This is a genomic window from Pseudomonas sp. PF05 (assembly GCF_056521845.1).
This window is the reverse complement of the sequence record NZ_JBWLPW010000001.1, coordinates 1083908-1106377: the sequence shown is the minus strand read 5'-3', so window position 1 is coordinate 1106377 and position 22470 is coordinate 1083908. Positions and strand designations below refer to the sequence as shown.

Sequence of the window (22470 nt, the reverse complement as noted above, 5' to 3'; positions counted from 1 at the left end):
GACCTGCTTGTTTTTATGAGTCTTAAATGAGCGTTGTTTGATTATGCGAGCGTGATTTCCAGGGTAAAGGCAGCTGTTCCACAGAGTGGAACGGCCTCCTTACGCCATGATCGTCAAGCCGTCCAAGGCCATCACCCCGCTTCCGGCAGGACGAACCAGCAACGGATTGATCTCGGCTTCGATCAGGCGCTCGCCCAATTGCATGGCCATGTCCGAGAACGCGACGATGCAGTGCGCGGCGGCTTCGACGTCGGCCTTGGGCATGCCGCGATAGCCATCCAGCAACGGGTAAGTGCGCAGCTCGCGCAGCATCTGCCGGGCTTGCTCGAGGTTTACCGGAAGCAAGTGCAAGGTGGTGTCCTGGAACAACTCCGCTGTAACCCCGCCCATTCCCAGCAGGAGCGCCGAGCCCAGCTGCGGGTCGCGGTGGAAGCCGAGAATGAGCTCCTGCCCTTGCGTCACCATTTCCTGGACGAGAAAGGTCGGCGGCTCGAACCCCACGTGGCGGCTGACCTCGGCACGCATGCGATCCAGCCGCGCGCCGATGTTTCCGGCGTCCAGATGCAAGGCCACGCCGCCCACTTCGCTCTTGTGCGGGATCTGCTCGGAAAGCACCTTGAGCGCGACGTGACCGCCCAGTTCCTGCGCGGCCCGGGCGGCTTGCTCCCCATCACCAACCACCCGCTCCCGCGTCACCGGGATGCCGAAGCTGGCGTACAAGCGCTTGCTGCGCTCTTCATCGAGCGGGCCACTTGGCAGGTCCTGGAGAACCTCTGGCCCGGCCTGCGCTGTGCCAGACTCAGGGGATGGCTCGCTCCAGGTGGCCTGTGCCGCCAATGCCTTCAGTGCGCTGGCACAACTTTCCGGCGCGCTGAACGCCACGCCTCCAGCGCCATTGATACGCCGGGCCGCAGCCGGGGCATGGGGGCTGATGTACGCCAGCACCGGTTTATCGGAGCTGGCCAGGCTGTCGCCAATGGCATCGGCCATCAGGTGCGGCTGGGCAACACCGGAAGAGCCCACGACGCTGATCACTGCATCGAAATCCGCACTGTCGAGCAAGATGCCAATGGCCTCGCGCATCAACTCCGGCTGCAACCCCGCCAAGGTCAAGTCGATCGGGTTACGGTCCAGCACCGCCTGGTCGCCAATATCCAGGTCTCGCAGTTTCGCCGCGGTCTGCGCGCCGGGCGTGGGGGTTTCGAAACCGCTGACACCGAGGCTGTCGGCGATCAAGGTGCCCGCGCCGCCGGTGGAGGTCAGAATGGCGACCCGTCGGCCACGCATGACCCGGCCACTGGCCAAGGCGAAGGGAATGTCCAACAGGTCGGCAAACGTCTCGGCGCGAATCACCCCAAGCTGACGGAAATAGGCGGAGTACAGAGCATCGGAGCCGGCCATGGCCCCCGTGTGGGAGGCTGCCGCATGGGCACCTGCTTGGGAGCGTCCCACTTTGAAGACCACGACAGGCTTGCCGGCGTCGCGAGCCTTGCGCGCCGCACGGGAAAACTTTTCACTGTCGCGCAAGCCCTCCAGATAAAGGGCAATCACCGAGGTCGCGGGATCGTCGGCCAGGTAATCGACGAAGTCGGCGACATCCAGATCGACCTCGTTGCTGGTGGAGATCAGCTTGGAAAAACCGATACCGGCAGCGACGCCACGGGACAGCAGCGCGCCCAGAATCCCGCCACTTTGCGAGACGACGGCAACCCGGCCGGCCAGCAGTTCGTCCATGTCCAACGCGCCGCTGGCCGACAGCGTGATCCGCTCGGTCAGGTTGACCAGGCCGATGGTGTTCGGGCCCAGGATCCTCATCGACCCACGGGCCGCTTTCAGTTCGTCCTGGCGCGCGGCACCTTCAGAACCGGTTTCACCATAACCACCGGCCAATACAATGGCTGCGGGGCAACCCAATGCCGCCAGTTCGGCGACGGCCTGGTTGGCGCGCGCCGCCCCCAGCAGAATGATCGCCACGTCCGGCACTTCCGGCAGCTCGGCAATGCTGGGATAGCAGCGCAGCCCGTCGATTTGTTCATAACGAGGATTGACTGGGTACAGGCGCCCTTCGAAACCATGCTTGCGCAGGAAGGCAATGGGCCGGCCCGAGGTTTTGCGGGCATCGCCCGAGGCACCGATGACGGCAACGCTGGCGGGACTGAGAAGGCGTGCAATCTGATTCATGTTTCAGCTCCGCTCGGCCTTGCGCGCAAGGAAGGCGGCAACCGATTCCTGATGCTCGCTGGAGGTGTAGCAAATGCCTTGGGCCTGGCTGCCCATGGCGAAGATCTGGCTCTGGGTGAGCTCGAAGGTGTTGTTCAAGATCGACTTGCTCAGCGCCAGGGCCGTGGCGGATCCCCCCGCGAGTTGCAAGGCCCAATCGTGGGCCGCCGGGAGAAGATGATCGTGTTCGACGACACGATCGATCATGCCGATCCGCTGGGCTTCCACCGGCGCGACCGTGCGTCCGCTGAAGATCAGTTCCTTGGCCTTGGGCAGGCCGACACGACGGGGCAGGAAATACAAACCACCGCCATCCGGGATCAGGCCGCGAGCGATATAGCTCATCGCAAAGCTGGCCTGCTCGGAAGCCACGATAAAGTCGCAGCTCAACGCCATGTCGCAGCCCAGGCCCGTTGCGGCGCCATTCACCGCAGCGATGGTTGGCTTGGGCAGGTTGTGCAGCAGCGACACCGCATGATGAACCCGCTGCTGGCGCTTCCAACCATTGAACGCCACGGAACCGGCGGGAGCACTCATGCGCGCCTGCATGCCCTTGATGTCGCCACCGGCACAGAAGCCCTTGCCGGTGCCGGTCAGGATCAGCGCCTTGATCGAGTTGTCCGAGGCAATCTGCTCCAGGTATTCGATCAGCAACGAACGCATTTCATCACTGATTGCGTTGCGCGCTTCGGGGCGATTGAGGGTCAGGGTCGCGATGCCATCCACGACACACAGATCAATGGGGCCAGACAATTGCTGAGGGATCGTCATACGGTGCCTCTCTTATTATTCAGTTGATTGACCGCCCGGCGATGCGCCAAGCTTGGATTCAATCTGCGGGAGAGCGAACCTGATGACAACGCGACCGTTCCATCTGTTGGAACAGGGTGACACTGGCCTGGCTTCGGCAAATGTTCCCGGGCAAGGCAAGGCACCGCTCAACCGATCCCTTGAACGCGGCCTGGATTTGCTGAGGGCGTTCCGGCCGGGTACCGAATCCCTGACCAATGGTGACCTGAGCGAGATCGCCGGTTTGTCGAAATCCACCGTGAGTCGATTGACCCAGACCCTGGTTCACGCCGGGTTCCTGGATTACGACCCGACAGTGGGCACCTACCGACTGGCACCCTCCCTGCTTGGGCTGGCGCATTCGATGTACCACGCCAGTACGCTGTTGCAGATCGCCACGCCGTTGATGTTGCAAGTGGCTCGCGACCATCAGGTCAACGTCAGCCTCGCCGCCGCCGATGGCGACGAGATGATCTACCTGGAGTCGATTCGCTTGGGCAAGCGCAAGTCGCCGCGCAATGTACTCGCCGGGCAGCGCTTGCCCATGGACGTGACGTCCCTGGGCCGGGCTTATCTGTCGGGGCTGGAAGAAGGACAACGCCGGCCATTGCTGGAACTGTTCAGCTCGCGCCGCTGCGAGGCCCGCGCCAGCCAACTGATCGAAGAGATCGACGATGCGGTGAAGAACGTATGGGCAACCGGGTACTGCGTGGCCTCATGGCAGCCGGAGGTCATGGCGATTGCCACCCCGCTCGACCACCCGGCCTATCGGACCCATGCGCTGAACATCAGCCTGGCGACCGTTGAAACAGCGCAGGAAATTGAAGCACGTTATGCAACAGTGCTGCTGGATCTGGCGCAGGCGATCAGGCAGGCACTGGCAGACGCCCGTGCCGACTGATCGTCAGTGGCAACTGTTACCAAACAGCTATATGCGAATCCGCCCGCGGTTCGGTCCCGCCGCACAGCACACCACTGACCGGGTCGCGCAGGATGATCTGGCCGCGGCCATAGTCGGTCAGGTCGCTGGCGATCTGAACCTCATGCCCCCGTCGCACCAGGGCATTGGCCAGGTCCCGTGAGGCCCCGTGCTCGATACCGACCTTCATCGCCCCCAGCCATTGCCAGCGCGGTGCGTCCAGGGCCGCTTGCGGGTTCAGGCCGAAATCCACCAGGTTCATGACCATCTGCACATGCCCCTGGGGCTGCATGTAGCCGCCCATCACGCCGAAGGGGCCGAGGGCTTCGCCGTCGCGGGTGAGGAAACCGGGAATGATGGTATGGAAGGTCTTCTTGCCCGGGGCCAGGCAGTTGGCGTGGGACGGATCGAGGCTGAATTCCTGCCCACGATTCTGCAGGGCGATACCGCTGTCGGGCAGCACCACGCCTGAGCCAAACCCGTGGTAGTTGCTCTGGATGAACGAAACCATATTGCCCTCCCCATCCGCGGTCGCCAGGTACACCGTGCCGCTGGCGTGGGGGTCGCCGGGCGCGGGCGGTTGGGCCCGTTCGCCGATCTGCCGGCGACGGCGGGCACTGTAGTCATCACTGAGCAGGTCAGCCACCGCCACGCGCATGTGCACAGGATCGGTGATGTAGTGCAGGCCGTCGCTGTAGGCCAACTTCATCGCTTCCAGTTGGCGATGCCAGGTCTGTTGGCTGTCACGGTGATCGAAGTCGAAACCTTCCAGAATCTTCAACGCCATCAAGGCGACCAGGCCCTGCCCGCTTGGCGGGATTTCCCAGACATCCACGCCTCGGTAATTGACGTGGATGGGGTCCACCCACTGGGCACGATAATCCCTGAGGTCCGAGGCCCGCAGATAGCCGCCACTGGCCCGGGAATGGGCGTCCAGGCGTTCGGCCAACGCGCCGCGATACAGGCTTTCGCAGCGGGTATCGGCTAATTCCTGGAGGGTGCGCGCCTGGGCCGGGTTGCGAAAAATCTCCCCGGCCCGTGGCGCTCGGCCTTTGATCAGGAAGGTAGCGAACCAGGCCTCGAGGACGGCATCGCGATGGGGGGTGAACTCGTTCACCGCGACCTGCCATTGATGGGCGACCACCGGCGACAGCGCAAAGCCGTCCCGGGCCAGGCTGATGGCCGGTTGCAGCAGCTCGGCAAAGGGCAGCTTGCCAAAGCGTCGGGACAACTCGGCCCAGGCCGACGGGCAGCCCGGGACGGTCACCGGTGTCCAGCCATAGAGCGGCATCTGCCCGTGGCCGGCGGCCTTGACCGCCTCGATGCTCAAGGCCGCCGGCGCATGGCCATTGCCGTTGAGGCCGTGCAACTGGCCCTTGCACCAGACCAGCGCGAAGGCGTCACCGCCAATGCCACAACCGGTGGGTTCCACCACCGTCAGTGCGGCGGCCGTGGCGATGGCGGCGTCGATGGCATTGCCGCCCTTTTGCATGATTTCAATGCCCGCCTGGGCCGCCAGGGGCTGGGACGCGGCAACCATGCCCCGACGGGCGAAAACGCTCTGGCGTTGCGACGGATAAGGGTATTGGTGGGCAGAAAATTTCAGCATGGCGAAGGCTCTTCGATACAGGAATTCAGTGGCCGGGGAAGGTCATAACACGCGACTGAGAAAGGCCCGGGTACGAGGATGAATGGGGTGACAGAAAATCTGCTCCGGCGGCCCCTGCTCGATGAGCTCGCCCTGGTCCAGGACCACCACACGGTCGGCCACTTCCCGGGCAAAGCCCATTTCATGGGTCACCACGACCATGGTCATGCCCTCGTCGGCCAGCTCCTTCATCACTTGCAACACTTCGCCGACCGTCTCCGGGTCGAGGGCGCTGGTGGGTTCGTCGAAGAGCATGGCCTGGGGTTTCATGGCCAGGGCCCGGGCAATCGCCACCCGCTGTTGCTGGCCGCCAGAGAGCATCGACGGGTAGTGATCGGCCTTGTCCGCCAGGCCGACCCGCTCCAACAGGCCGCGGGCCTGCTCCAGCGCGGCGGTGCGAGTCACGCCAAGCACCTGGATCGGCGCCTCGATGATGTTTTCCAGGGCCGTCATGTGGGGGAACAGATTGAAGCGCTGGAAGACCATGCCGATGTCCCGCCGTTGACGGGCGATGTTGCGCTCCGACTCACGCACCAGGCTGCCGTCGGCCCGCTCGCGATAGCCCATCGCCCGGCCATTGACGCGGATGCGGCCGCCCTGGATGTCCTCCAGCAAGTTGATGCAGCGAATGAAAGTGGTCTTGCCGGAGCCGGAAGCGCCGATCAGCACCACCACTTCGCCGCGCCGCACTTGCAGGGAGATGCCCTTGAGAATCTGCAGCTCGCCGAAGGACTTGTGAACGTCCAGCGCCTCGATGATCAGCTCTTCGCTTTTATGCGCCATGGTTAACGTGCCCTCAACAGGTTCAGGGTGCTGCGACCGAACATCCGCGTCGACGCCGGCGGCGGTGACGAGGGGCGGTCCGACTGACCGAAACGGGCTTCCAGCCAGCGCTGGAAAAAGCCCCACAACGTGGTCAGCAACAGGAAGTAGATCGCCACCACCAGATACAGTTCGAACACCCGGAACGTCGCCGACGTGACCATCTGGGTACTGAGCAACAGTTCCTGTACGCCGATCACGCTGACCAGCGTGGTGTTCTTGAGCATCACGTTGAACTCGTTGCCCAGCGGCGGCACGATGACCCGGAACGCCTGGGGCAGGACAATGCGGCGCATCAGTTTGGCGAAGGTCATGCCCAGCGAGCGTCCGGCCTCATATTGGCCCTTGTCCACCGCACCGATGCCGGCGCGGATGATCTCGGCCATGTAGGCGCCCTCGTTGAGGCCCAGGGCAATGATCGCCGCCTGGATATTGCCGGGGATCACCAGGCCGAACAGGTCGATGTCTTCGAAGCGGAAAATCCCGCCAGCGGCCAGTGCGGTGTAGAGAAAGACGATCTGCACCAGCAACGGCGTACCGCGCATCAGCCACACGTAAAAACGCACCGGCAAATGCAGCAAGGGGTTGCTCGACAACCGCAGCAGAGCGGCGGCCAGCCCCAGGGCACAACCCAGCAACATCGCCAGCACACTGATCAGGCAGGTCAGCCAGAGCCCGGTGAGGTACACCCCGCTGGGCTGCAACAGGTACTGCCAGAACACATCCCAATTGAAATTCATCGATGGTTCACCTCAATCAAGCGTGTCACTGGCGACATGCCATTTGCCAAGCAGCTGGCTGTAGCTGCCATCGCTGCGCATATCGCCGATGACCTGCTGCACGGCGGCAGTCAGTTGCGGATCGTCCTTGCGAATACCCAGGCCAGTGAGAATCCGGCTGAAGGCTGGCACCCCTTCCTCGAACAGATCGGGGGCCATGGCGGCGTAGTAACCAGCGGTTTCCACGGTGGTGCCGTAGGCATCGACCTGGCTGATGCGCAGAGCCTGGAAGGCATCGGTGTCGCTGTTGTAGACCACCAGTTTCATAGACGGTTTGCCGGCCTTGGCCAGGGTCTCGTTCTCGGTGTCGAGCAGGGTCTTGATGGTGGAACCGTTAAGTACGGCGACCTTGTGTCCGGACAGATCCGGCAGCGTCTTGAGGCCCTTTGGATTGCCCTTGGGCACCACAACCGCCTGGCTGGAATACATGTAGTTGACGATGTCGATCACCTCGCGGCGCTCGGGCTTGTCAAACAGTTGGTCGACGATCATGTCGCACTGTCGGGCCAGCAACGCGGGGAGCAGTCCGGAAAAGGGAATGACCCGCCACTCCACCTTCTTGTCGCCCAGGCGCTTGGCGATCTCCAGCCCCAGGTCCACGGTCAGTCCCTTGGGTTTCTGCGCCTCATCGAAGGACACCAGCGGCGGCGAATCCATGCCCGAGCAGTAGACGAGTTTATCGACCTTGAGCAAACGCTCCGGGACAACGGGCGCGGCAACCGCCCACTGCGCACAGAAACCCAAGGATATAGCGGCAACCAACAGGCGAGGCTTATGCATGACCAGACACTCCAGTTCAGTAAGTAACGGGCAGTACTCAAAGTCAGAACACGGGCAGGCTCGGAGCCCGCTCTCGTTATTTTTTCGATTGCAGGAACTCGATCAATTCAGGGACGGTGCCTTCGATGTGCGCACGCACCACCGCCTCGGCCTTCTCGGCGTCGCCAGCGCGCAGGGCGTCGAGGATCAACATGTGCTCCTGGCGCGCACTCAGGGGCTTTTCCACATGCTGCAGCCACAAGCGCATGGGCGCTTCGATCAGGGCATAGAGCGCGCTGATCTGCTTGAGCAATCGCGGGCGACCGCTGAGGCTGCACAGGTATTCATGGAACGCGCGATGGCGGCTGACCCACTCGGCGCTTTCCTCGCGGTAATCGTCCATCTCGTCCAGCAGTCGCTCCAAGGCAGCCAACTGGCGCTCGCCAATTCTGGCTGTCGCGACACGGACTGCCAGGCCTTCCAGGGCGCTGCGCATCTCGAAGACTTCATGCAACTCATCGATGTCCAGACCGCTGACAATCGCCCCGCGATTGGGTCGCAGGGTCACCAGGCCCTGGGCATCCAGACGGCGAAAGGCTTCACGCACCGGCATCCGGCTCATGCCGATTTCGTTGGCGATGTCCTCGGCAATCAGCCGGTCGCCCTTGCGTAACCGACCGCCACAAATCGCATCGAGCAGGAAATTGTAGGCCTCCTCCTCGGCCGTTATCGGCGGGCGTTCAGCGTAAGTGGGAACAAATTGCATGGCAGCACCTTCTGAATTTTTGTATCCAATTATCCATGGATTCAAAAAAGCAGAATGCGTGCCAAGCTTACGCATAATCGTGCAAGCGATTGATTTAGAGGAATTTGCCGAGGAAAACGACTCCCCGCCTTAAACCATTAGCCGCACAGGTGTGCTACCAAACAGCTCAACGGCTGCCTTTTATGGGTGCAGGGGGATGATTCGGTAACACCGCAGGCGGCGGCCCATCAAGCCGGTGCCCTGGGCGTATCGGAGGGTGACTCGCCAAACAGCGCCCGGTAATGGGCCGCAAAATGACTCAGGTGGAAAAACCCCATCGCCATGGCGATTTCACTGACGTTCAGTGCCGCCGCATGGGTCGTGATCAAACGCCGGCGCACGGCATTGAGCCGCAGGTTGCGCAGGTACTCCACCGGACGCATCCCGGTGACCGCCTGGAAACTGTTCTGCAGGGTCCTGCGGCTGACCCGCAACTGCTCGCACAAGTCGAGGATGCTCAAGGGCACATCGGCGCTGGACACCACCAGCTCCTGGCAACGTTTGACCAGGTAGGCACTGACGGCAAAATTGCCGCGTCGGCCACGCACCTCGTCCGAGGCGTGACTGAACAGATCGAGAAAGGCGTTGAGCAGGACGTCCTCGAGGATTTTTTCCGAGGCGGGATTGACGGCGTCTGCCTGTTCCAAAAGGTGACGAAACAGTGGGTGGATCCTTTGCTGCACGCGGCGCAGCACCGCCTCGTCCACGCTGACCTGGGACACGCTTTGCAGGCGCTTGAGCTGTTCGCTCGACAGTTCGTAGGCCGCCAGTTTGGCGAACCGTACCGTGTCGACATTGGCCGCGAAGAAGTGCGTGCTTTCCGGCGCATGCAAGACGAAGTCTTCGCCATCGCGCAACAGCACGACGCTGTGGGCGCCCACTTGGTGCCCCTGGACCACCGGCGCACCGCCCAACGACATGGCAATGCACAAGCGCCCTTTTGGCGCGCAACCGCGCTGCACCACCCGTTTATCCAGCACCTCCTGGAAAATCTGGAAACGATCGGCGCACACCTGCCGCAGTTCACTGGAAAGGCAACCACGCCCGAGTTGGTCATAGACCTGTTGCCAACCCAGGATCGAACCGGCGTGTTGCTGAGGATCATTGAAGGTACGGACTTCGGCGAACATGATCATTGTTCCTCGGTGATGCTGTGCTTATTTACCCGATGCAGTTACTCAAGCCCTGCAGGAACCGTGTAGAAGCTGTGTAGGAGCTGTCGAGTGCAACGAGGCTGCGATCTCTCCCCAGACACTTGAATCCCAAGCGAAAGATCAAGATCAAAAGATCGCAGCCTTCGGCAGCTCCTACAGTGTGTAGCCAGCGTGAGCAGGCGTCCTCGCCCGACGTACGCTGTGTAGGAGCTGTCGAGTGCAACGAGGCTGCGATCTTTCCCCTGGCACTTGAGTCCCCAAGCGAAAAATCAAGATCAAAAGATCGCAGCCTTCGGCAGCTCCTACAGTGTGTAGCCAGCGGGAGCAGGCGTCCTCGCCCGACGTACGCTGTGTAGGAGCTGTCGAGTGCAACGAGGCTGCGATCTTTCCCCTGGCACTTGAGTCCCAAGCGAAAGATCAAGATCAAAAGATCGCAGCCTTCGGCAGCGCCTACAGTGTGTAGCCAGCGTGAGCAGGCGTCCTCGCCCGACGTACGCTGTGTAGGAGCTGTCGAGTGCAACGAGGCTGCGATCTTTCCCCAGACACTTGAGTCCCAAGCGAAAGATCAAGATCAAAAGATCGCAGCCTTCGGCAGCTCCTACAGTGTGTAGCCAGCGTGAGCAGGCGTCCTCGCCCGACGTACGCTGTGTAGGAGCTGTCGAGTGCAACGAGGCTGCGATCTTTCCCCAGACATTTGAGTCCCAAGCGAAAGATCAAAAGATCGCAGCCTTCGGCAACGCCTACCGGAAAACCAAAGCCAGTTCCGTGCCAAGCATGTGCAAACGATATTCGCCTGCCCTGACGTCCATCGGCGCCAACAACGCCCCGGACAGCACCACCTGCCCCGCTTCAACGCGCTGCCCGTCGGCCAGCAACCGCCGGACCAGCCAACACAGATTCGCCAGAGGTGTGTCCTCGCGCGCCAAGACGTTACCTTCACCACAGGACACGCCGTCATGCGCCAGGCGATAGTTCACTTCGGGCAGTCGGTCCGGATCGAACCCCACCCTCGCCCCGAGGCAATACAGCCCCGCGGCGGCATTGTCGGCAAGAAACGCCCCGACGCCGAAACGCCAGCCCTGCCAACGACAATCGGCGATTTCGAATGCCGGCGCGACCTCTAAGATGGCGGCGAGGATGTCCTCGTCGCTGTAGAAACCCGGCACCAATGTGCGCCCCAGGACAAACGCCAGCTCGATTTCCAGCTTTGGCTGGATCAGCCGCGCCAGGGGCACCGTGCTGGCGGGCTCTACCACCATGGCATCGGTCAGTGCGCCCAACACCGGTTCATCAATACCGAAACGGTCCTGGGCGGCACGGCCGGCGAAAGCCACTTTCCACCCGGTCAACCGCTCACCAGCGGCCTGGCGCCGGCGCAATGCCTCGCGCTGCAAGGTGTAGCCCTCCTGCAGGGCAACAGCTTGTGGCTCCAACGAAGGCAAGGCATGTACAGCCTGCTCGGCCTCGTGAAGCCGGACCAGGAAATCATCTTCGCGTCTCATGAGAGTTGCTCCGCCAGTTTGCGCAACACGCCTTCGAGCCGCTCAGGTGTGGTGATCGCGGCAACGAACCGATCCGGCCGCACCACCACGACGCAGTCACGCACCTTGGCAAACCATTCGCCCAGGCGGTTATCGACGTCCTCGACGCAAATGGCGCCGCTGGCGGACAAGGGTTGGTTACGCCCCACGCCACTGCGCGAGCGATTGATCTGGATGAAGCGCGTTTCCCAGCGCGCCCACCAGGCGGCGGTTTGCTCGCTGAGCTGTTCGCTCGGGTTGACCCGATACCCCAGCACCGCATAGGAATGTCCCAGCACCTCGTCCAGGCGTCGGCGCTGGCCCTGGGCATCTTCGATGGTCGGTTGGATGAACAACTGCCCGACCAGATCATCCTCATGCAGCTCGGCGCGCTCGTGATACACCAAGCCTTTGGTGATGGTCGCCTTGGGTTTGAACTTGAATTCCAGCAAGTGCGAGCGAAGGTTGTCGACGCTGTTGACGGCCTGGAACAACCAGTCCCGCACACCGGCCATCAACGGGTTGGTCAGCCCCAGCACTGCGCCCATGTTGTCGGCCAACGCGATGAGATCGGTCGCATGCCCACGGCGTTCCTGGTCGTAACTGGCAAGAATCGCCGGTGACGCCCGCCCTTGAAGAATCGCGGCGAGCTTCCAGGAGACGTTGGCGACATCACGCAGGCCCGAATTGAGCCCCTGCCCGGCCCAGGGCGGGGAAATATGCGCCGCATCCCCCACCAAGGCCACACGGCCCTGGACAAAGCGTGCCGCGACCCGAGAGTTATGGGTGTAGGCGCGGATCCGGATGATTTCCAGTTGGTCGGCCGCATCGCCGATATGCCCACGGATCAAGTCCCGGATCGTGGCCTCTTCGCACATCCGGGCCTCGTCTTCGCCCTCCAGGAGCATGAACTCCCAGCGCCGCTGCTGATACGGCAGGTAGATGCAGACGAAGGGCCGCTGCGGGTCAGCATGCAGGGCCGTATACGGTGCATCCAGGGAGTCGTTGGCCGTGTCGATCACCACCCATTTGCGTGGATGGGTCAACCCCAGCAACTCGATGCCGAGTTTCTTGCGCACGCTGGAACGTCCGCCGTCGGCGCCGATCACGTACTGCGCCTGCAATTGATAGAGCTCGCCCTGGGCATCGCGCACCTGCAAGGTCACACCCTCGGCATCCTGCTCCAGATCGAGCATTTCATGGCCCTGGCGCAACTCGACACTGGCGTGCTTGCCCAACTGCTCGCGCAATGTCGTTTCCAGCAACTGTTGCATGAAGATGTTGCGCATCGGCCAGCCATAGTGGGCCGTGCTCGGCTTGACCTCGGCAAAACAGACGCCTCGCGCATTGTAGTAACGCAGGGGCACGTTGCAGATCATGTCGCGCGCGGCCAGTTCGGCGATGCCGATGCCCTGCAACACACGCAGTGCCTCGTCATCCATGCCCACCGCGCGCGGATACGGCAGGACGCCGTCAGCCAACTCAAGGACGATGCAGTCGATGCCGTACAGCCCCATGTAATGAGCGGCTGTGATCCCATTCGGGCCGCCGCCCACGATGACAACCTGGGTTTTCTCCTGCTTCATCGCTATTCACCGCTTTGTTGTTGTGGTTGTAGACACTGGTCATACAAATAGTCGATGACGACAAGGTTGAACATTTCGCTCTGGTCATCATGGACGTAATGGCTGGCGTCGGCGATTTCCTCGGTGCGCACCCACTCATTGGCCAGCTTGATCGACTCAAGGGTCGCCAAGGGCAGGAAGTCGGAACGGCCGCCACGAATGAACAGCGTCGGGCAATCCAGCGCCCGTACCGCCGGCCACAGGTCAGTGGGGGTAATACTCAGGCGCGCCTGGGCAATACCCTGCTGGTCGTGACGCCACTCGATTCCAGCCAGCGTTTCCTTCATGGAATACATCAACCTGGAAGCCAGCCCCTCCGGCGACAAGCCAGGTCGCGCTTGCTGCCAGAACTGGGCGGCACTCTCCCAGTCAGGAAACAACAACGGTGTCTGGCTCATCTCGCGCCGAATCCGCTCGGCGCCGTCACCGCTGACCGAAGAACCAGGGCCGATGTCCTCGACCACCAAAGCTTGCAGTCGCCCCGGATTGAGCCGCGCATACTCCAGTGCATTGGTGCCACCGAGGGAATGCCCCACCAGGACGAAACGCTGCAGCCCCAGATGCGCCACCATATCTTCAAGATCGTTGACATAGGCCTCGGTCCGGTAACTGGAAGCATCCGCCCAGTCACTGTAGCCACGGCCGCGCTGGTCAAGGGCATAGCAGCAGTACCGCTCACCCAGCGCATTGGCCAGGCCATCCCAGGTCTGGGCATAGGAGCGCAGCCCGTGCAGCAACACCACTGCAATGCCCGACGGATTGCCCCAGGACAGATAATGCAAGCGCATCCCTGACCGATTGATGAAGAACTGGCTGTTTGCAGACATTCGTTGGCCTCCCACGATCAGCGCACCTCAATACAGGCCGTCATTGCCCTTGACGTCGGCAGCCTGAAGGCCACCCAGACGCGCATGCAAGCGCCCCCGCGTGGCGAAGGCCCAGATGATGATCAATTCGTCGGCCGCCGGACCGTCACCGAACGACAACGAAATGCTGTCGTAGTGCGAACGGACATACAGCGCGTCCTTGTGGGCCAGCGGCACATCGATGGTGACGCCAGGCCCGCCACGCTTGCCCGTGGAAGGCACCCAGGACTTGCCGCCGCCCAACGCGACGCGGATCGGATCCGCCGCCGGGTTGGTCAACAATGCATTGCCATGTTCGTACTCGCCCTGGCTGCCCACCAGGCACGCCTTGCCGTAGCTGACGATCTGATGCTGGCCCGCCAGTACCCGGATGCGCCGACCAAATTCCTGGCCCAGCAAGGGTGACGGCTCTATCAGCTCGGCCAGGCTTTCGCTGAAGCGTCCGGCATAAGGGTTGGCGATCACGGCGCCAATGGCGTATTTGAACAGCGGCTCACCGTCGGCCAACTGGCCCGTTTCGTTGGCCAGGGTTTCCTCGACGAAGCTGTACCATTTGCGGATGTGATAACTGGCGAAATTTGCGCTTTTCATCAAACGTGCCTCTTTCAAAGTGGGTCAAGATCGAAATGCCGGCTGGGCGCCCCAGCGGCCTTGAAGCGGGCCTTGCCTCGCTCGTCGTCATGTTCGGATTCGAGGAAGAATTCCAGGCGATTGCCGTCGGGGTCGTTGAAATACACACCGTTGCCAATCTCGTGGTCGGTGATCTTCACCACCTCGACGCCCTTGTTCAGCAACATGCCGTAGAGCTTGCGCAGGGTGGTCATGTCGCCGGCGATCTCCAGCCCGTAGTGCTGCAGCCCCAGGCCGCCCTGGTGGGCACCGGGTGCTGCGCGGAGCAACGCGATGTCGTGGTGCTTGGCACCGAAGGCCATCATGATCCAGCTTTCACCCCGGGCGCTTTCATGCATGCCCAGCACGTCGGCGTACCAGCGCGCCGACACTTCAGGGTCGCTCACGGACAGCGACAGGTGAGTACGAACGACTTCGACTTTCATCGCGCGATCCCTCAGTTCTTCTTGATGATGGATTGATGCCCGGACTTGATTTGCGCCACGGCAGGCGTCCAGAGCACATCAGCGATTTCACTGAATTCACGCCACTGCTTCTGCCAGCCGTCACCGCCGTTCTCGGAGGTGAACAGATGCCCGTACTTGGTGCCCGCGACGATCTGGCGAGGGTCGGCAGGGTTCAAGGCAATCGCCCAGACACAAGAGTTGGGCTGTTGCGGCAGTGGCAGCACTTCCCAACTGAGGGCGGCATCCCGTGAGACCAGCACCTTGCTGGTCGTGCCAGGGGTGCCGTCGGAAATGCTCAGGTAGAGCGTATCCTCGCTGCCCAGCGGTGCATTCATGGCGCGCACGTAGTACAGGCCGAAGGTTTCCCGCGCGACGATGCCGGTCCAGGTCTGCCCCTCGTCGAGGCTGCGATAAACGGCGTTGACGCACACCACCACGATGATTTTTTGCCCGTGGTTGGGCAGGACCACGATGTTGTGCACATCCGAGTTGAAGTCCCACAGCAGGCGGTCATCGACACGGGTCCAGCTATCGCCACCGTCACGGCTGTGGAACAACCCGCCCTCTTCCAGGCCGAACCAGAGCTGGTTGCGATCGGTCGGGTCGTAGGCGAAGGCCAGCAAGCGTGGACGACTGACGCCTTCGCAAAACTCCGGGATCTCCACCGGGGCACGTTCCCAGTTCTGGCCGCCATCGAGGGTGCGCCACAACACCGCGCGCGACGGCGCACCGGTGCCGACGAAAATGCGCTGCGCGTCCTGGGGATCCACGGCCACCTTCCAGACGGTCTGGCCGTTGAACGGCGAGTCCATCCGCTGCCAATGGCCGCCGGTATCACGGCTGATGCACAGGCCGACATCGGTGCCGGCATAGATCACCTCAGGCGTCCCCGGATGCAAGCTCAGGGAGCGGGTGATCGCGTCGAATTCCAGGTCCTGGCCCAGGCCCAGGCGATGCCAGGTACGGCCATCGTCGGCGCTGCGGATGACCGCCTGCCCTACGGTGGCGACCAAAAGGGTTCCGTTACTCATCACTGCTGCTCCTCAAATGAAGATGCCGCGGGTCAAGCCGCCGTCGATGCCGATGGATTCCCCGGTCACCGCACCGGCCTTGGGGGATGCGAGGAAGCCGATCAACCAGCCCATTTCAATCGGCGCCAGGGTGCGTCGGATCGGCGTTGCGTCGATGTAGCCCTGCTCCACCTGCTCGGGCGTCTTGCCCTGCTTGATCCCTTCGCGCTCGTACAGCTCCTGGATGTGCGGGGTGTCCACGACGCCGGGGTGGATCAGATTGACCGTGATGCCGGCTGGGCCCAGTTGGTCGGAAAGCGTCTTGGTCATGTGGGCGATGGCCAGGTTGCGCATGCCCGAGAGGACCTTGCTGCCACGCCCGGTCAGGCCACCGATATTGATGATGCGACCGAAGCCGCCGGCTTTCATGTGCGGAGTCACGGCCTTGGCGCAACGGAAATAACCGATCACCTTGGTGTTGAGGTCCGAGAGCAATTCGTCGTCGCCGGCATGTTCGATGTCGTTGCGCACCACACCGGACGGTGCCGCGGCGCCGTTGACCAGGATGTCGATGCGGCCAAAGTGCTTGTGGGCTGCCTCGACCATGTCGGACACCGCCGACATCTGGTTGGTGTCACAGAACAGCGGCAGCACCTCGTTGCCGGTCTGCGCGCTGATTTCCTCGGCGGCTTGCTGGAGGTATTCCATGCGCCGTGCGCAGATCACCACCTTGCAGCCTTCCTGGGACAGAAAGCGCGCGACTTCCTTGCCGATGCCCATGCCACCGCCGGTGACGATCGCCACGCGGCCTTGTAATTCCAGATCCATAGCAGTTCCTCTTGTGATTGTTCGGCTCAGGCGAGATCGACGAAGACACTTTTGGTTTCGGTGTAGGCATCGATCACGTTCTTGCTCATTTCCCGGCCCCAGCCGGATTGCTTGTAGCCGCCAAATGGCGAAGCCGGGTCGACGACGTTCCAGCAGTTGATCCACACCGAGCCGGCCTTCAACTGGGCGGCCACGCGATGGGCGGAACGCAAGTCGCGAGTCCAGAGCCCTGCGGCCAGGCCGTAAGGCGAGTCGTTGGCACGCAGCACCAGTTCATCGATCTCGGTCCAGCTCATGACGGTCAGCACCGGGCCAAAGATCTCTTCCCGGGCGACACAGGCGCGCTCGGCGCGGTCGAGGAACACGCTGGGGCGGATGAAATGACCACGCTCCAGATGGGTCGGCCGGTCGCCGCCGCAGATCAGCTCGGCGCCTTCTTCCTGGCCCCGTTGCAGGTAGCCACGCACCGTGCCCAATTGCCGGGCCGAGACCAGCGGACCCATGCTGCTGGCCGGATCCAGGCCCGGCCCCAACACATGGGCGGCCGCGTGGCGCTGGAGTTCTTCAAGCACCTGGTCGAGGACGCTGGCGTGCACATAGAGACGCGATCCGGCGGTGCAGACCTGCCCCTGGTTGTAGAAAATGCCGTCGGCGGCGCCTTTGGCGGCACGGACGATATCGGCGTCCGGCAGGATGATGTTGGGAGACTTGCCACCCAGCTCCAGCGAGACCTTCTTCATGTTGCCGGTGGCCGCCTGGGCGATCAGCCGCCCTACGTGGGTCGAACCGGTGAAGGCGATCTTGTCCACGTCCGGGTGCTGGGCCAGCGGTGCGCCGGTATGCACACCGAGGCCGGTGAGCAGGTTGACCACCCCAGCCGGGAAACCGGCGGCCTCGATCAACTGCACCAGGCGAATGGCAACCAGGGGCGTCTGCTCGGCGGGCTTGAGCACCGCGACGCAACCGGTCGCCAGCGCCGGACCAAGCTTCCACACGCACATGGTCAGCGGGAAGTTCCATGGCACGATCAAGGCACAGACGCCCACCGGCTCGCGCAACGTGTAGTTGAGCATCGGTGCGCCACTGGAGGGCGACACCGGCAGCGTGCTGCCTTCGATCTTGGTCGGCCAGCCCGCGAAATAACGAATGATATTCGCCGCACTAGCCGCTTCTCCCCGGGCCGCAGCGATTGGCTTGCCGTTTTCCAGGGTGATCAGTTGCGCCAGCTCTTCGCGATGCTGGTCGAGCAGTTCCGCCAGGCGAAACAGCAACAACCCGCGCTGGGCCGGTGACTGCTGCGCCCAGGGCCCGGTGAAGGCCGCGCGAGCGGCAGCGACGGCGGCATCCACGTCGCGTTCGCCGCCTTCGGCGACTTCCGCCAGGGTGTGCTCAGTGGCCGGGTTTTCCACGGCAAACCGGCGGCCGCTGGCAGCGTCCTGCCAGGTCCCGCCGATAAACAGGCGCCCGGGCTGCGACAGGAACTTCTCGACGGCAGGTAACAATTGAATCGGGTTCATATCCGCTCCTTCACAACGCCATTTCAATCAGGCAAGGACCGCCATCGGCCTTGGCGTTGGCCAGGGCGCGCTGCAACTCACCGTTGGTGTGCACGGTGCTGGCCGGCAAGCCGTAGCCCTTGGCCAAGGCCTTCCAATCGATGCGTGGACGGTCCAGTACCGTCAGGCTCAGGGCCTCGGGACCCAACTCGGTCATGCCGAAGCGGCGCAGTTCGTTCTGCAAAATGGCGTAGCGATGGTTGGCCGCGATCAGGATCACCACCGGCAGTTGCTCACGGGCGATGCTCCACAAGGTCTGGATGGTGTACTGGGCACTGCCGTCCGATTGCAGGCAGAACACACGGTTGCCGCGCTCGGCCATGGCGGCTCCAAAACCCACCGGGATGCCCTGGCCGATGGCCCCACCGGTGTTGGTCAAGACCCGATGCCGTGCGGCATGGGCCGAGGCGGTGAAGAACGGATAGCCGCACGTCCCGCCTTCCACCGAAACGATGCAGTCGTCCGGCAGCGATGCAGCCAGCACCTGACCCACGGACTGCGGTGTCAACGTGGCTTCGCTTGGCGGCAGCTCGATACCGGTTGGCGTTGGCACATAAGCCGGCGCTTCAAGCGCATCGGCAAGCGCAGTGAGCGCGCCGGCAACGTCGTCCCCCACCTCCGCCAGACACAGCAGGCGTTCACGCTCCGCCAGCCGGGAGGCAATGCCTTCGTAGCCGAAGTAGCTGATGGGCTCGGGGACGCCGGCACACACCACCGCGTCGTACTGGTCCAGGATCTCAATGGCCACTTCGGGGAAGTAAGGCAGGCGATCCAGGTCAGGCAAACCACCGCCGCGATAGCTCAGGCGCGGAAAGGTTTCGGCGAACAAACGTACGCCCGGCAACTGAGCCAGACGCCCCGCCGCTTCGAGTCCGGCGACGGACAGGCCTTGGTCGCCAACGATAAACACCAGGCGCCGAGCATCACGCAGGGCCTGGGCGACCGCCTCGACCCGGTCACCGGCAAAACGGCGGACCGGGGCCTGCAATGCCGTGAAGGCTTTCTCGTGCTGCACCGTATTGGCTTGCAGGTCCATCGGCAGAATCAGGCTCGCGATCTGCCCGTTGGCCTGCCAGGCGGCGCGCACCGCCTCCTGGAAATCTTCGCCGACACCCGATGCGGTGCGCGACGTGCGCACCCAACCGGAAACGCTCCCGGCCAGCGCCTGGATATCACTGGCCAGCGGCGGATCGTAATTGACGTGCCATGACGCGTGATCGCCGATGACGTTGACGATCGGAGTGTTGGCGCGACGTGCGTTGTGCAGGTTGGCAATGCCATTGGCAAAGCCTGGCCCCAGGTGAGTCAGGGTCATCGCCGGCTTGCCGGCAATCCGGCCGTAGCCGTCCGCAGCACCGGTGCACACCCCTTCGAACAAGGACAACACCGGCTTGAGGGCTGGCGCACTGGCCATGGCTGCCACCAAGGGAATTTCAGTCGTTCCGGGATTGGCGAAGCAGTATTCGATACCGCTCGCCACCGCCGCCTTCACTATCAGTTGTGCACCATTCATTTCCAGCCCTCTTGATCGAGCGTTTGCAGTGGCTGAGATTTATCACACAGAAAAACCCTCCACTCAAGTATTTTTTACACATAAAAGCTCTTATTTTGAGATTTATGCAAAATTATAGAGAGAATATAGCCTTCAATATGCTTGTTTTTCTCAAGCACTGGCGTATCGTGGCAACGCCCCGTTTGCCGAGCGAGCGGGCTTTCCATCACTGGCGCAGCTACCTATAGTGCTCATCCAAACGACCACCTACGCGCCATTCCCCCCTTTAGGAGCGAAATGAGCAGTCTGAGCAAAATGCTGAGTGTGCTGGACCTGTTCGGCCCGGCAACGCTGAAGATCGACCCCGACACCATCGCCGAGCGCATGGGCTTGTCGCGGGCGACCGTGTACCGCTACGTCAAGGATTTGTGTGATGCAGGCCTGCTGGTCCGAGTGGATGCCGGCAGCTACGGCCTGGGGCCACGCATCATCGAGCTTGACTGGATGATGCGCCAATACGACCCGATCCTCGTGGCGGGCCGCGAGTTGATGCACCAGCTGTCCGAAGCCACCGGCCTGGCGGTGTTCGCCAGCGTTTTCTATGACGGCCACATCATCAACACCTACATCGCCGAACCCAATGACACCTACCAGTTCGCATTCGGCCGCGGCCAGCCGCTACCGTTTTTTCGCGGTGCGCAATCCAAGGTGCTGATCGCCTTCCAAAAGGGACGCCGCCTGCAACGCCTGTTCGAAGAACACCTGGCCAACGACCCTGACAATACCTACGACTGGGCAAGCTTCTCCAAAGCGGCGAAAAAGATCCGCAAGGACGGCTATTGCCTGACCCACGATGAACTCAACCAAGGGCTCACCGGTATCGCGGCGCCGATCATCAACCCTGGGCTCGACGAGGTGGTGGGCAGCCTTTCAGCCGTCGGCAGCACCGACAGCTTCAAACTGCTGCGCCAGGAAACCGTGATTGAAATGGTGATGGACACCACCCGGCGGATTGCCGAGCGGATGCGCTGAACCTGTGGGAGGAAGCTGGGCACTGTAGGAGCTGTCGAGTGCAACGAGGCTGCGATCTTTCGCCCCCCATTGAGCCTCAAGCGAAAGATCAAGATCAAAAGATCGCAGCCTTCGGCAGCTCCTACAGGTCCCGGCGGGATCAAGCTCCCTCGCCACAAGGTTTACCGAACACCCCTGCCTCAGAACGGCACGGCCACCGTCACCTGGCTGTAGACGTTGGTGCCATTGCCCGCCACTTGATTGCCCCCCGTCGTTGCATCCCGGTCCGGCTTGTAGAGGCCTATCAGCGGGGTAATGATCAAATGCTCGTTGACGGCCCACTCGGCATACACATCCAGCTCGCGGGCATCCAGGTTCAGGGCGTTGTCTTTACGCACGGTGTTGTAATCGAAGTACAACGCACCGAGGGTCAGGTTCTCCAACGGCGAGGCTGTCAGGCCGACATGATGAATGCCCGTGTTGCTGTTGAAGGGCCCGGCATAGTTACCCGCGACTTCGCCCTGGAACCAGGTGCCATAGCCCGTGCTCTGCCCGGTGAACAGCGAGTCCCACTTCTGGGAATAGCGGCTGTAGCGGTACGTCAGCTTCGGGGCCCAGGCGAGATCGGCGAAGGTGTAGCCGGCCTCGGCGTACCAGGCGTTCTGCGGGCCGGCGTCCTTGTCCTGCCAGGCGTATTCGAATGCCAGGCTGGCGTTCTCGATGCCCGCGTCGCCTTCGCCACGAATGCTGTAGACGTCCATGCCCTTGCGCTGGCGCTGAAAATCGCTGGCCCAGCGGTCACTCACATCAAGGCCGTGGATCCAGGTCAAGCCCAATGTCCCGGCCTTGGTGGTGTAGTCCAGCGTGCCGGCAGCCAGTTCGGTTTCGGCCTGGGCGCGGTTATCGGACTTGAGCCACACCACACCGCCATGCAGCCCATCCTGCCCGCCCAGACGCAATACGGCGGTTTGATCGAACGCGTGCCGGGCAGCCAGGTAATAGGCGCCCCCTCGATTCAAGCGACCATCGGCAGGCCCTTTGCCCAGGTTCGGCCCGTCATCGTTGATCAGGAAGCCCCTGCCCAGCTTGACCACCTGGCGGCCGCCGGAGATATCGACACCGTCCTGCCCCAGCACCGGAAACAGATCGGCGGAGCGCCAGCCCAGGTAAGCGTCTTCGATCTTCGTCGTGCGCTCGCTGCCCAGCGAATTGCCGGCCGCGTCGCCATCGCCCCAGGTGGCGGAACTGACCAGGCTGAACGCCCCGTAGACGGTGCCATGGCCGGCCAGGCCCTGGTCGCCGCTGACGCCATACTTGATGAAGCCTTCGCGCCAGGTTGAACCACCTGGCCTGCCGTCGTAGTTCTTGCGGCTGTTGAAATGGCCGAACACCGCCAGCATGTCGGCGTTGAAATGAGTGTCGTCATCGGCATACAACTCATAGGCCTGGACCTGACTCGCGGCGCAGAGCGCCAGCGTACAGGCAAGGCCACTGCCGAAAAATTCCATACGCGATTGGTTCCGCATGGCTGAAGCTCCTTGTGGTGCGCCTTTGAAGGCTGTCTTTATATTCAGGAGCCGGCGCAGCACGC

Annotated in this window: 20 protein-coding genes; 2 read left to right on the top strand and 18 right to left on the bottom strand. The window is 62.6% G+C overall.

Translation table 11 applies throughout. The features are described from left to right. Positions 1-99: 99 nt before the first annotated feature. A complete protein-coding gene (locus AC09SL_RS04955) occupies positions 100-2181 on the bottom strand; it encodes an acetate--CoA ligase family protein (RefSeq protein WP_058546127.1) in 2082 nt (693 codons plus the stop codon). 3 nt (positions 2182-2184) lie between these two features. Then, positions 2185-2991: an enoyl-CoA hydratase/isomerase family protein gene (locus tag AC09SL_RS04950; RefSeq protein WP_058546128.1), complete on the bottom strand. Its 807-nt coding sequence runs from the start codon at positions 2989-2991 to the stop codon at positions 2185-2187. A gap of 82 nt (positions 2992-3073) precedes the next feature. Here AC09SL_RS04950 and AC09SL_RS04945 point away from each other — a divergent pair, with 82 nt between their 5' ends. Further along, positions 3074-3910 carry an IclR family transcriptional regulator gene (locus tag AC09SL_RS04945; RefSeq protein WP_058546129.1) on the top strand — a complete coding sequence of 279 codons (837 nt, stop codon included), beginning with the start codon at positions 3074-3076 and terminating at the stop codon, positions 3908-3910. A 16-nt stretch (positions 3911-3926) separates the two neighbouring features. On the opposite strand, the gene AC09SL_RS04940 is transcribed toward AC09SL_RS04945, so the two are convergent. The 15 genes from AC09SL_RS04940 to AC09SL_RS04870 form a co-directional block, all read right to left on the bottom strand. Further along, positions 3927-5537, bottom strand: a complete 1611-nt coding sequence (locus tag AC09SL_RS04940) for a gamma-glutamyltransferase family protein (protein WP_064106802.1) — start codon at positions 5535-5537, stop codon at positions 3927-3929. A 42-nt stretch (positions 5538-5579) separates the two neighbouring features. Beyond that, positions 5580-6359: an amino acid ABC transporter ATP-binding protein gene (locus AC09SL_RS04935; protein ID WP_058545291.1), complete on the bottom strand. Its 780-nt coding sequence runs from the start codon at positions 6357-6359 to the stop codon at positions 5580-5582. A gap of 2 nt (positions 6360-6361) precedes the next feature. Beyond that, on the bottom strand, positions 6362-7138 hold the full coding sequence (locus AC09SL_RS04930; protein WP_024616527.1) for an amino acid ABC transporter permease: 777 nt from the start codon (positions 7136-7138) through the stop codon (positions 6362-6364). Between the two features lie 12 nt (positions 7139-7150). Beyond that, a complete protein-coding gene (locus tag AC09SL_RS04925; protein WP_064106801.1) occupies positions 7151-7957 on the bottom strand; it encodes an ABC transporter substrate-binding protein in 807 nt (268 codons plus the stop codon). A 76-nt stretch (positions 7958-8033) separates the two neighbouring features. Next, the gene (locus AC09SL_RS04920; RefSeq protein ID WP_058543077.1) at positions 8034-8702 is read right to left on the bottom strand and encodes a GntR family transcriptional regulator; all 669 of its coding nucleotides are present in this window, start codon (positions 8700-8702) and stop codon (positions 8034-8036) included. A gap of 227 nt (positions 8703-8929) precedes the next feature. Further along, positions 8930-9871, bottom strand: coding sequence for a helix-turn-helix domain-containing protein (locus AC09SL_RS04915; RefSeq protein ID WP_058543078.1), 942 nt, complete (start codon positions 9869-9871; stop codon positions 8930-8932). A 764-nt stretch (positions 9872-10635) separates the two neighbouring features. Further along, positions 10636-11397 (bottom strand): 2-keto-4-pentenoate hydratase, encoded by a 762-nt coding sequence (locus tag AC09SL_RS04910; RefSeq protein WP_058546795.1) that lies wholly within the window; start codon positions 11395-11397, stop codon positions 10636-10638. Beyond that, positions 11394-13001, bottom strand: coding sequence for a bifunctional 3-(3-hydroxy-phenyl)propionate/3-hydroxycinnamic acid hydroxylase (locus tag AC09SL_RS04905; protein WP_058546794.1), 1608 nt, complete (start codon positions 12999-13001; stop codon positions 11394-11396). The genes AC09SL_RS04910 and AC09SL_RS04905 overlap by 4 nt, the downstream gene beginning before the upstream one ends. Before the next feature lie 2 nt (positions 13002-13003). Next, the gene (locus tag AC09SL_RS04900) at positions 13004-13867 is read right to left on the bottom strand and encodes an alpha/beta fold hydrolase (RefSeq protein WP_058546793.1); all 864 of its coding nucleotides are present in this window, start codon (positions 13865-13867) and stop codon (positions 13004-13006) included. A 27-nt stretch (positions 13868-13894) separates the two neighbouring features. Next, positions 13895-14497, bottom strand: coding sequence for an amino acid synthesis family protein (locus AC09SL_RS04895; RefSeq protein ID WP_058546792.1), 603 nt, complete (start codon positions 14495-14497; stop codon positions 13895-13897). Positions 14498-14511: 14 nt separating this feature from the next. Further along, positions 14512-14961 carry a VOC family protein gene (locus AC09SL_RS04890; protein ID WP_058546791.1) on the bottom strand — a complete coding sequence of 150 codons (450 nt, stop codon included), beginning with the start codon at positions 14959-14961 and terminating at the stop codon, positions 14512-14514. An 11-nt stretch (positions 14962-14972) separates the two neighbouring features. Continuing rightward, positions 14973-16013 carry a VPS10 domain-containing protein gene (locus tag AC09SL_RS04885; RefSeq protein ID WP_058546790.1) on the bottom strand — a complete coding sequence of 347 codons (1041 nt, stop codon included), beginning with the start codon at positions 16011-16013 and terminating at the stop codon, positions 14973-14975. A 12-nt stretch (positions 16014-16025) separates the two neighbouring features. Next, positions 16026-16820 (bottom strand): SDR family NAD(P)-dependent oxidoreductase, encoded by a 795-nt coding sequence (locus AC09SL_RS04880; protein WP_058546789.1) that lies wholly within the window; start codon positions 16818-16820, stop codon positions 16026-16028. 26 nt (positions 16821-16846) lie between these two features. Further along, a complete protein-coding gene (locus tag AC09SL_RS04875; RefSeq protein WP_058546788.1) occupies positions 16847-18337 on the bottom strand; it encodes an aldehyde dehydrogenase family protein in 1491 nt (496 codons plus the stop codon). A 10-nt stretch (positions 18338-18347) separates the two neighbouring features. After that, the gene (locus AC09SL_RS04870) at positions 18348-19889 is read right to left on the bottom strand and encodes an acetolactate synthase large subunit (RefSeq protein ID WP_058546787.1); all 1542 of its coding nucleotides are present in this window, start codon (positions 19887-19889) and stop codon (positions 18348-18350) included. 276 nt (positions 19890-20165) lie between these two features. Here AC09SL_RS04870 and AC09SL_RS04865 point away from each other — a divergent pair, with 276 nt between their 5' ends. Continuing rightward, positions 20166-20900 (top strand): IclR family transcriptional regulator, encoded by a 735-nt coding sequence (locus AC09SL_RS04865; protein ID WP_058546786.1) that lies wholly within the window; start codon positions 20166-20168, stop codon positions 20898-20900. Between the two features lie 179 nt (positions 20901-21079). Here the strand turns inward: AC09SL_RS04865 and AC09SL_RS04860 are convergent, their stop codons facing one another. Further along, entirely contained in the window at positions 21080-22405 is a 1326-nt protein-coding gene (locus AC09SL_RS04860) for an alginate export family protein (RefSeq protein WP_058546785.1), read from the bottom strand. Positions 22406-22470: the final 65 nt, after the last annotated feature.

Excerpts from the sequence above, each read along its gene's own strand:
- AC09SL_RS04905 (WP_058546794.1), bottom strand. The coding sequence starts at position 13,001 with ATGAAGCAGGAGAAAACCCAGGTTGTCATCGTGGGCGGCGGCCCGAAT.
- AC09SL_RS04885 (WP_058546790.1), bottom strand. The coding sequence starts at position 16,013 with ATGAGTAACGGAACCCTTTTGGTCGCCACCGTAGGGCAGGCGGTCATC.
- AC09SL_RS04940 (WP_064106802.1), bottom strand. The coding sequence starts at position 5,537 with ATGCTGAAATTTTCTGCCCACCAATACCCTTATCCGTCGCAACGCCAG.
- AC09SL_RS04930 (WP_024616527.1), bottom strand. The coding sequence starts at position 7,138 with ATGAATTTCAATTGGGATGTGTTCTGGCAGTACCTGTTGCAGCCCAGC.
- AC09SL_RS04860 (WP_058546785.1), bottom strand. The coding sequence starts at position 22,405 with ATGCGGAACCAATCGCGTATGGAATTTTTCGGCAGTGGCCTTGCCTGT.
- AC09SL_RS04900 (WP_058546793.1), bottom strand. The coding sequence starts at position 13,867 with ATGTCTGCAAACAGCCAGTTCTTCATCAATCGGTCAGGGATGCGCTTG.
- AC09SL_RS04950 (WP_058546128.1), bottom strand. The coding sequence starts at position 2,991 with ATGACGATCCCTCAGCAATTGTCTGGCCCCATTGATCTGTGTGTCGTG.
- AC09SL_RS04865 (WP_058546786.1), top strand. The coding sequence starts at position 20,166 with ATGAGCAGTCTGAGCAAAATGCTGAGTGTGCTGGACCTGTTCGGCCCG.
- AC09SL_RS04870 (WP_058546787.1), bottom strand. The coding sequence starts at position 19,889 with ATGAATGGTGCACAACTGATAGTGAAGGCGGCGGTGGCGAGCGGTATC.
- AC09SL_RS04955 (WP_058546127.1), bottom strand. The coding sequence starts at position 2,181 with ATGAATCAGATTGCACGCCTTCTCAGTCCCGCCAGCGTTGCCGTCATC.
- AC09SL_RS04895 (WP_058546792.1), bottom strand. The coding sequence starts at position 14,497 with ATGAAAAGCGCAAATTTCGCCAGTTATCACATCCGCAAATGGTACAGC.
- AC09SL_RS04890 (WP_058546791.1), bottom strand. The coding sequence starts at position 14,961 with ATGAAAGTCGAAGTCGTTCGTACTCACCTGTCGCTGTCCGTGAGCGAC.
- AC09SL_RS04945 (WP_058546129.1), top strand. The coding sequence starts at position 3,074 with ATGACAACGCGACCGTTCCATCTGTTGGAACAGGGTGACACTGGCCTG.
- AC09SL_RS04915 (WP_058543078.1), bottom strand. The coding sequence starts at position 9,871 with ATGTTCGCCGAAGTCCGTACCTTCAATGATCCTCAGCAACACGCCGGT.
- AC09SL_RS04935 (WP_058545291.1), bottom strand. The coding sequence starts at position 6,359 with ATGGCGCATAAAAGCGAAGAGCTGATCATCGAGGCGCTGGACGTTCAC.
- AC09SL_RS04920 (WP_058543077.1), bottom strand. The coding sequence starts at position 8,702 with ATGCAATTTGTTCCCACTTACGCTGAACGCCCGCCGATAACGGCCGAG.
- AC09SL_RS04910 (WP_058546795.1), bottom strand. The coding sequence starts at position 11,397 with ATGAGACGCGAAGATGATTTCCTGGTCCGGCTTCACGAGGCCGAGCAG.
- AC09SL_RS04880 (WP_058546789.1), bottom strand. The coding sequence starts at position 16,820 with ATGGATCTGGAATTACAAGGCCGCGTGGCGATCGTCACCGGCGGTGGC.
- AC09SL_RS04925 (WP_064106801.1), bottom strand. The coding sequence starts at position 7,957 with ATGCATAAGCCTCGCCTGTTGGTTGCCGCTATATCCTTGGGTTTCTGT.
- AC09SL_RS04875 (WP_058546788.1), bottom strand. The coding sequence starts at position 18,337 with ATGAACCCGATTCAATTGTTACCTGCCGTCGAGAAGTTCCTGTCGCAG.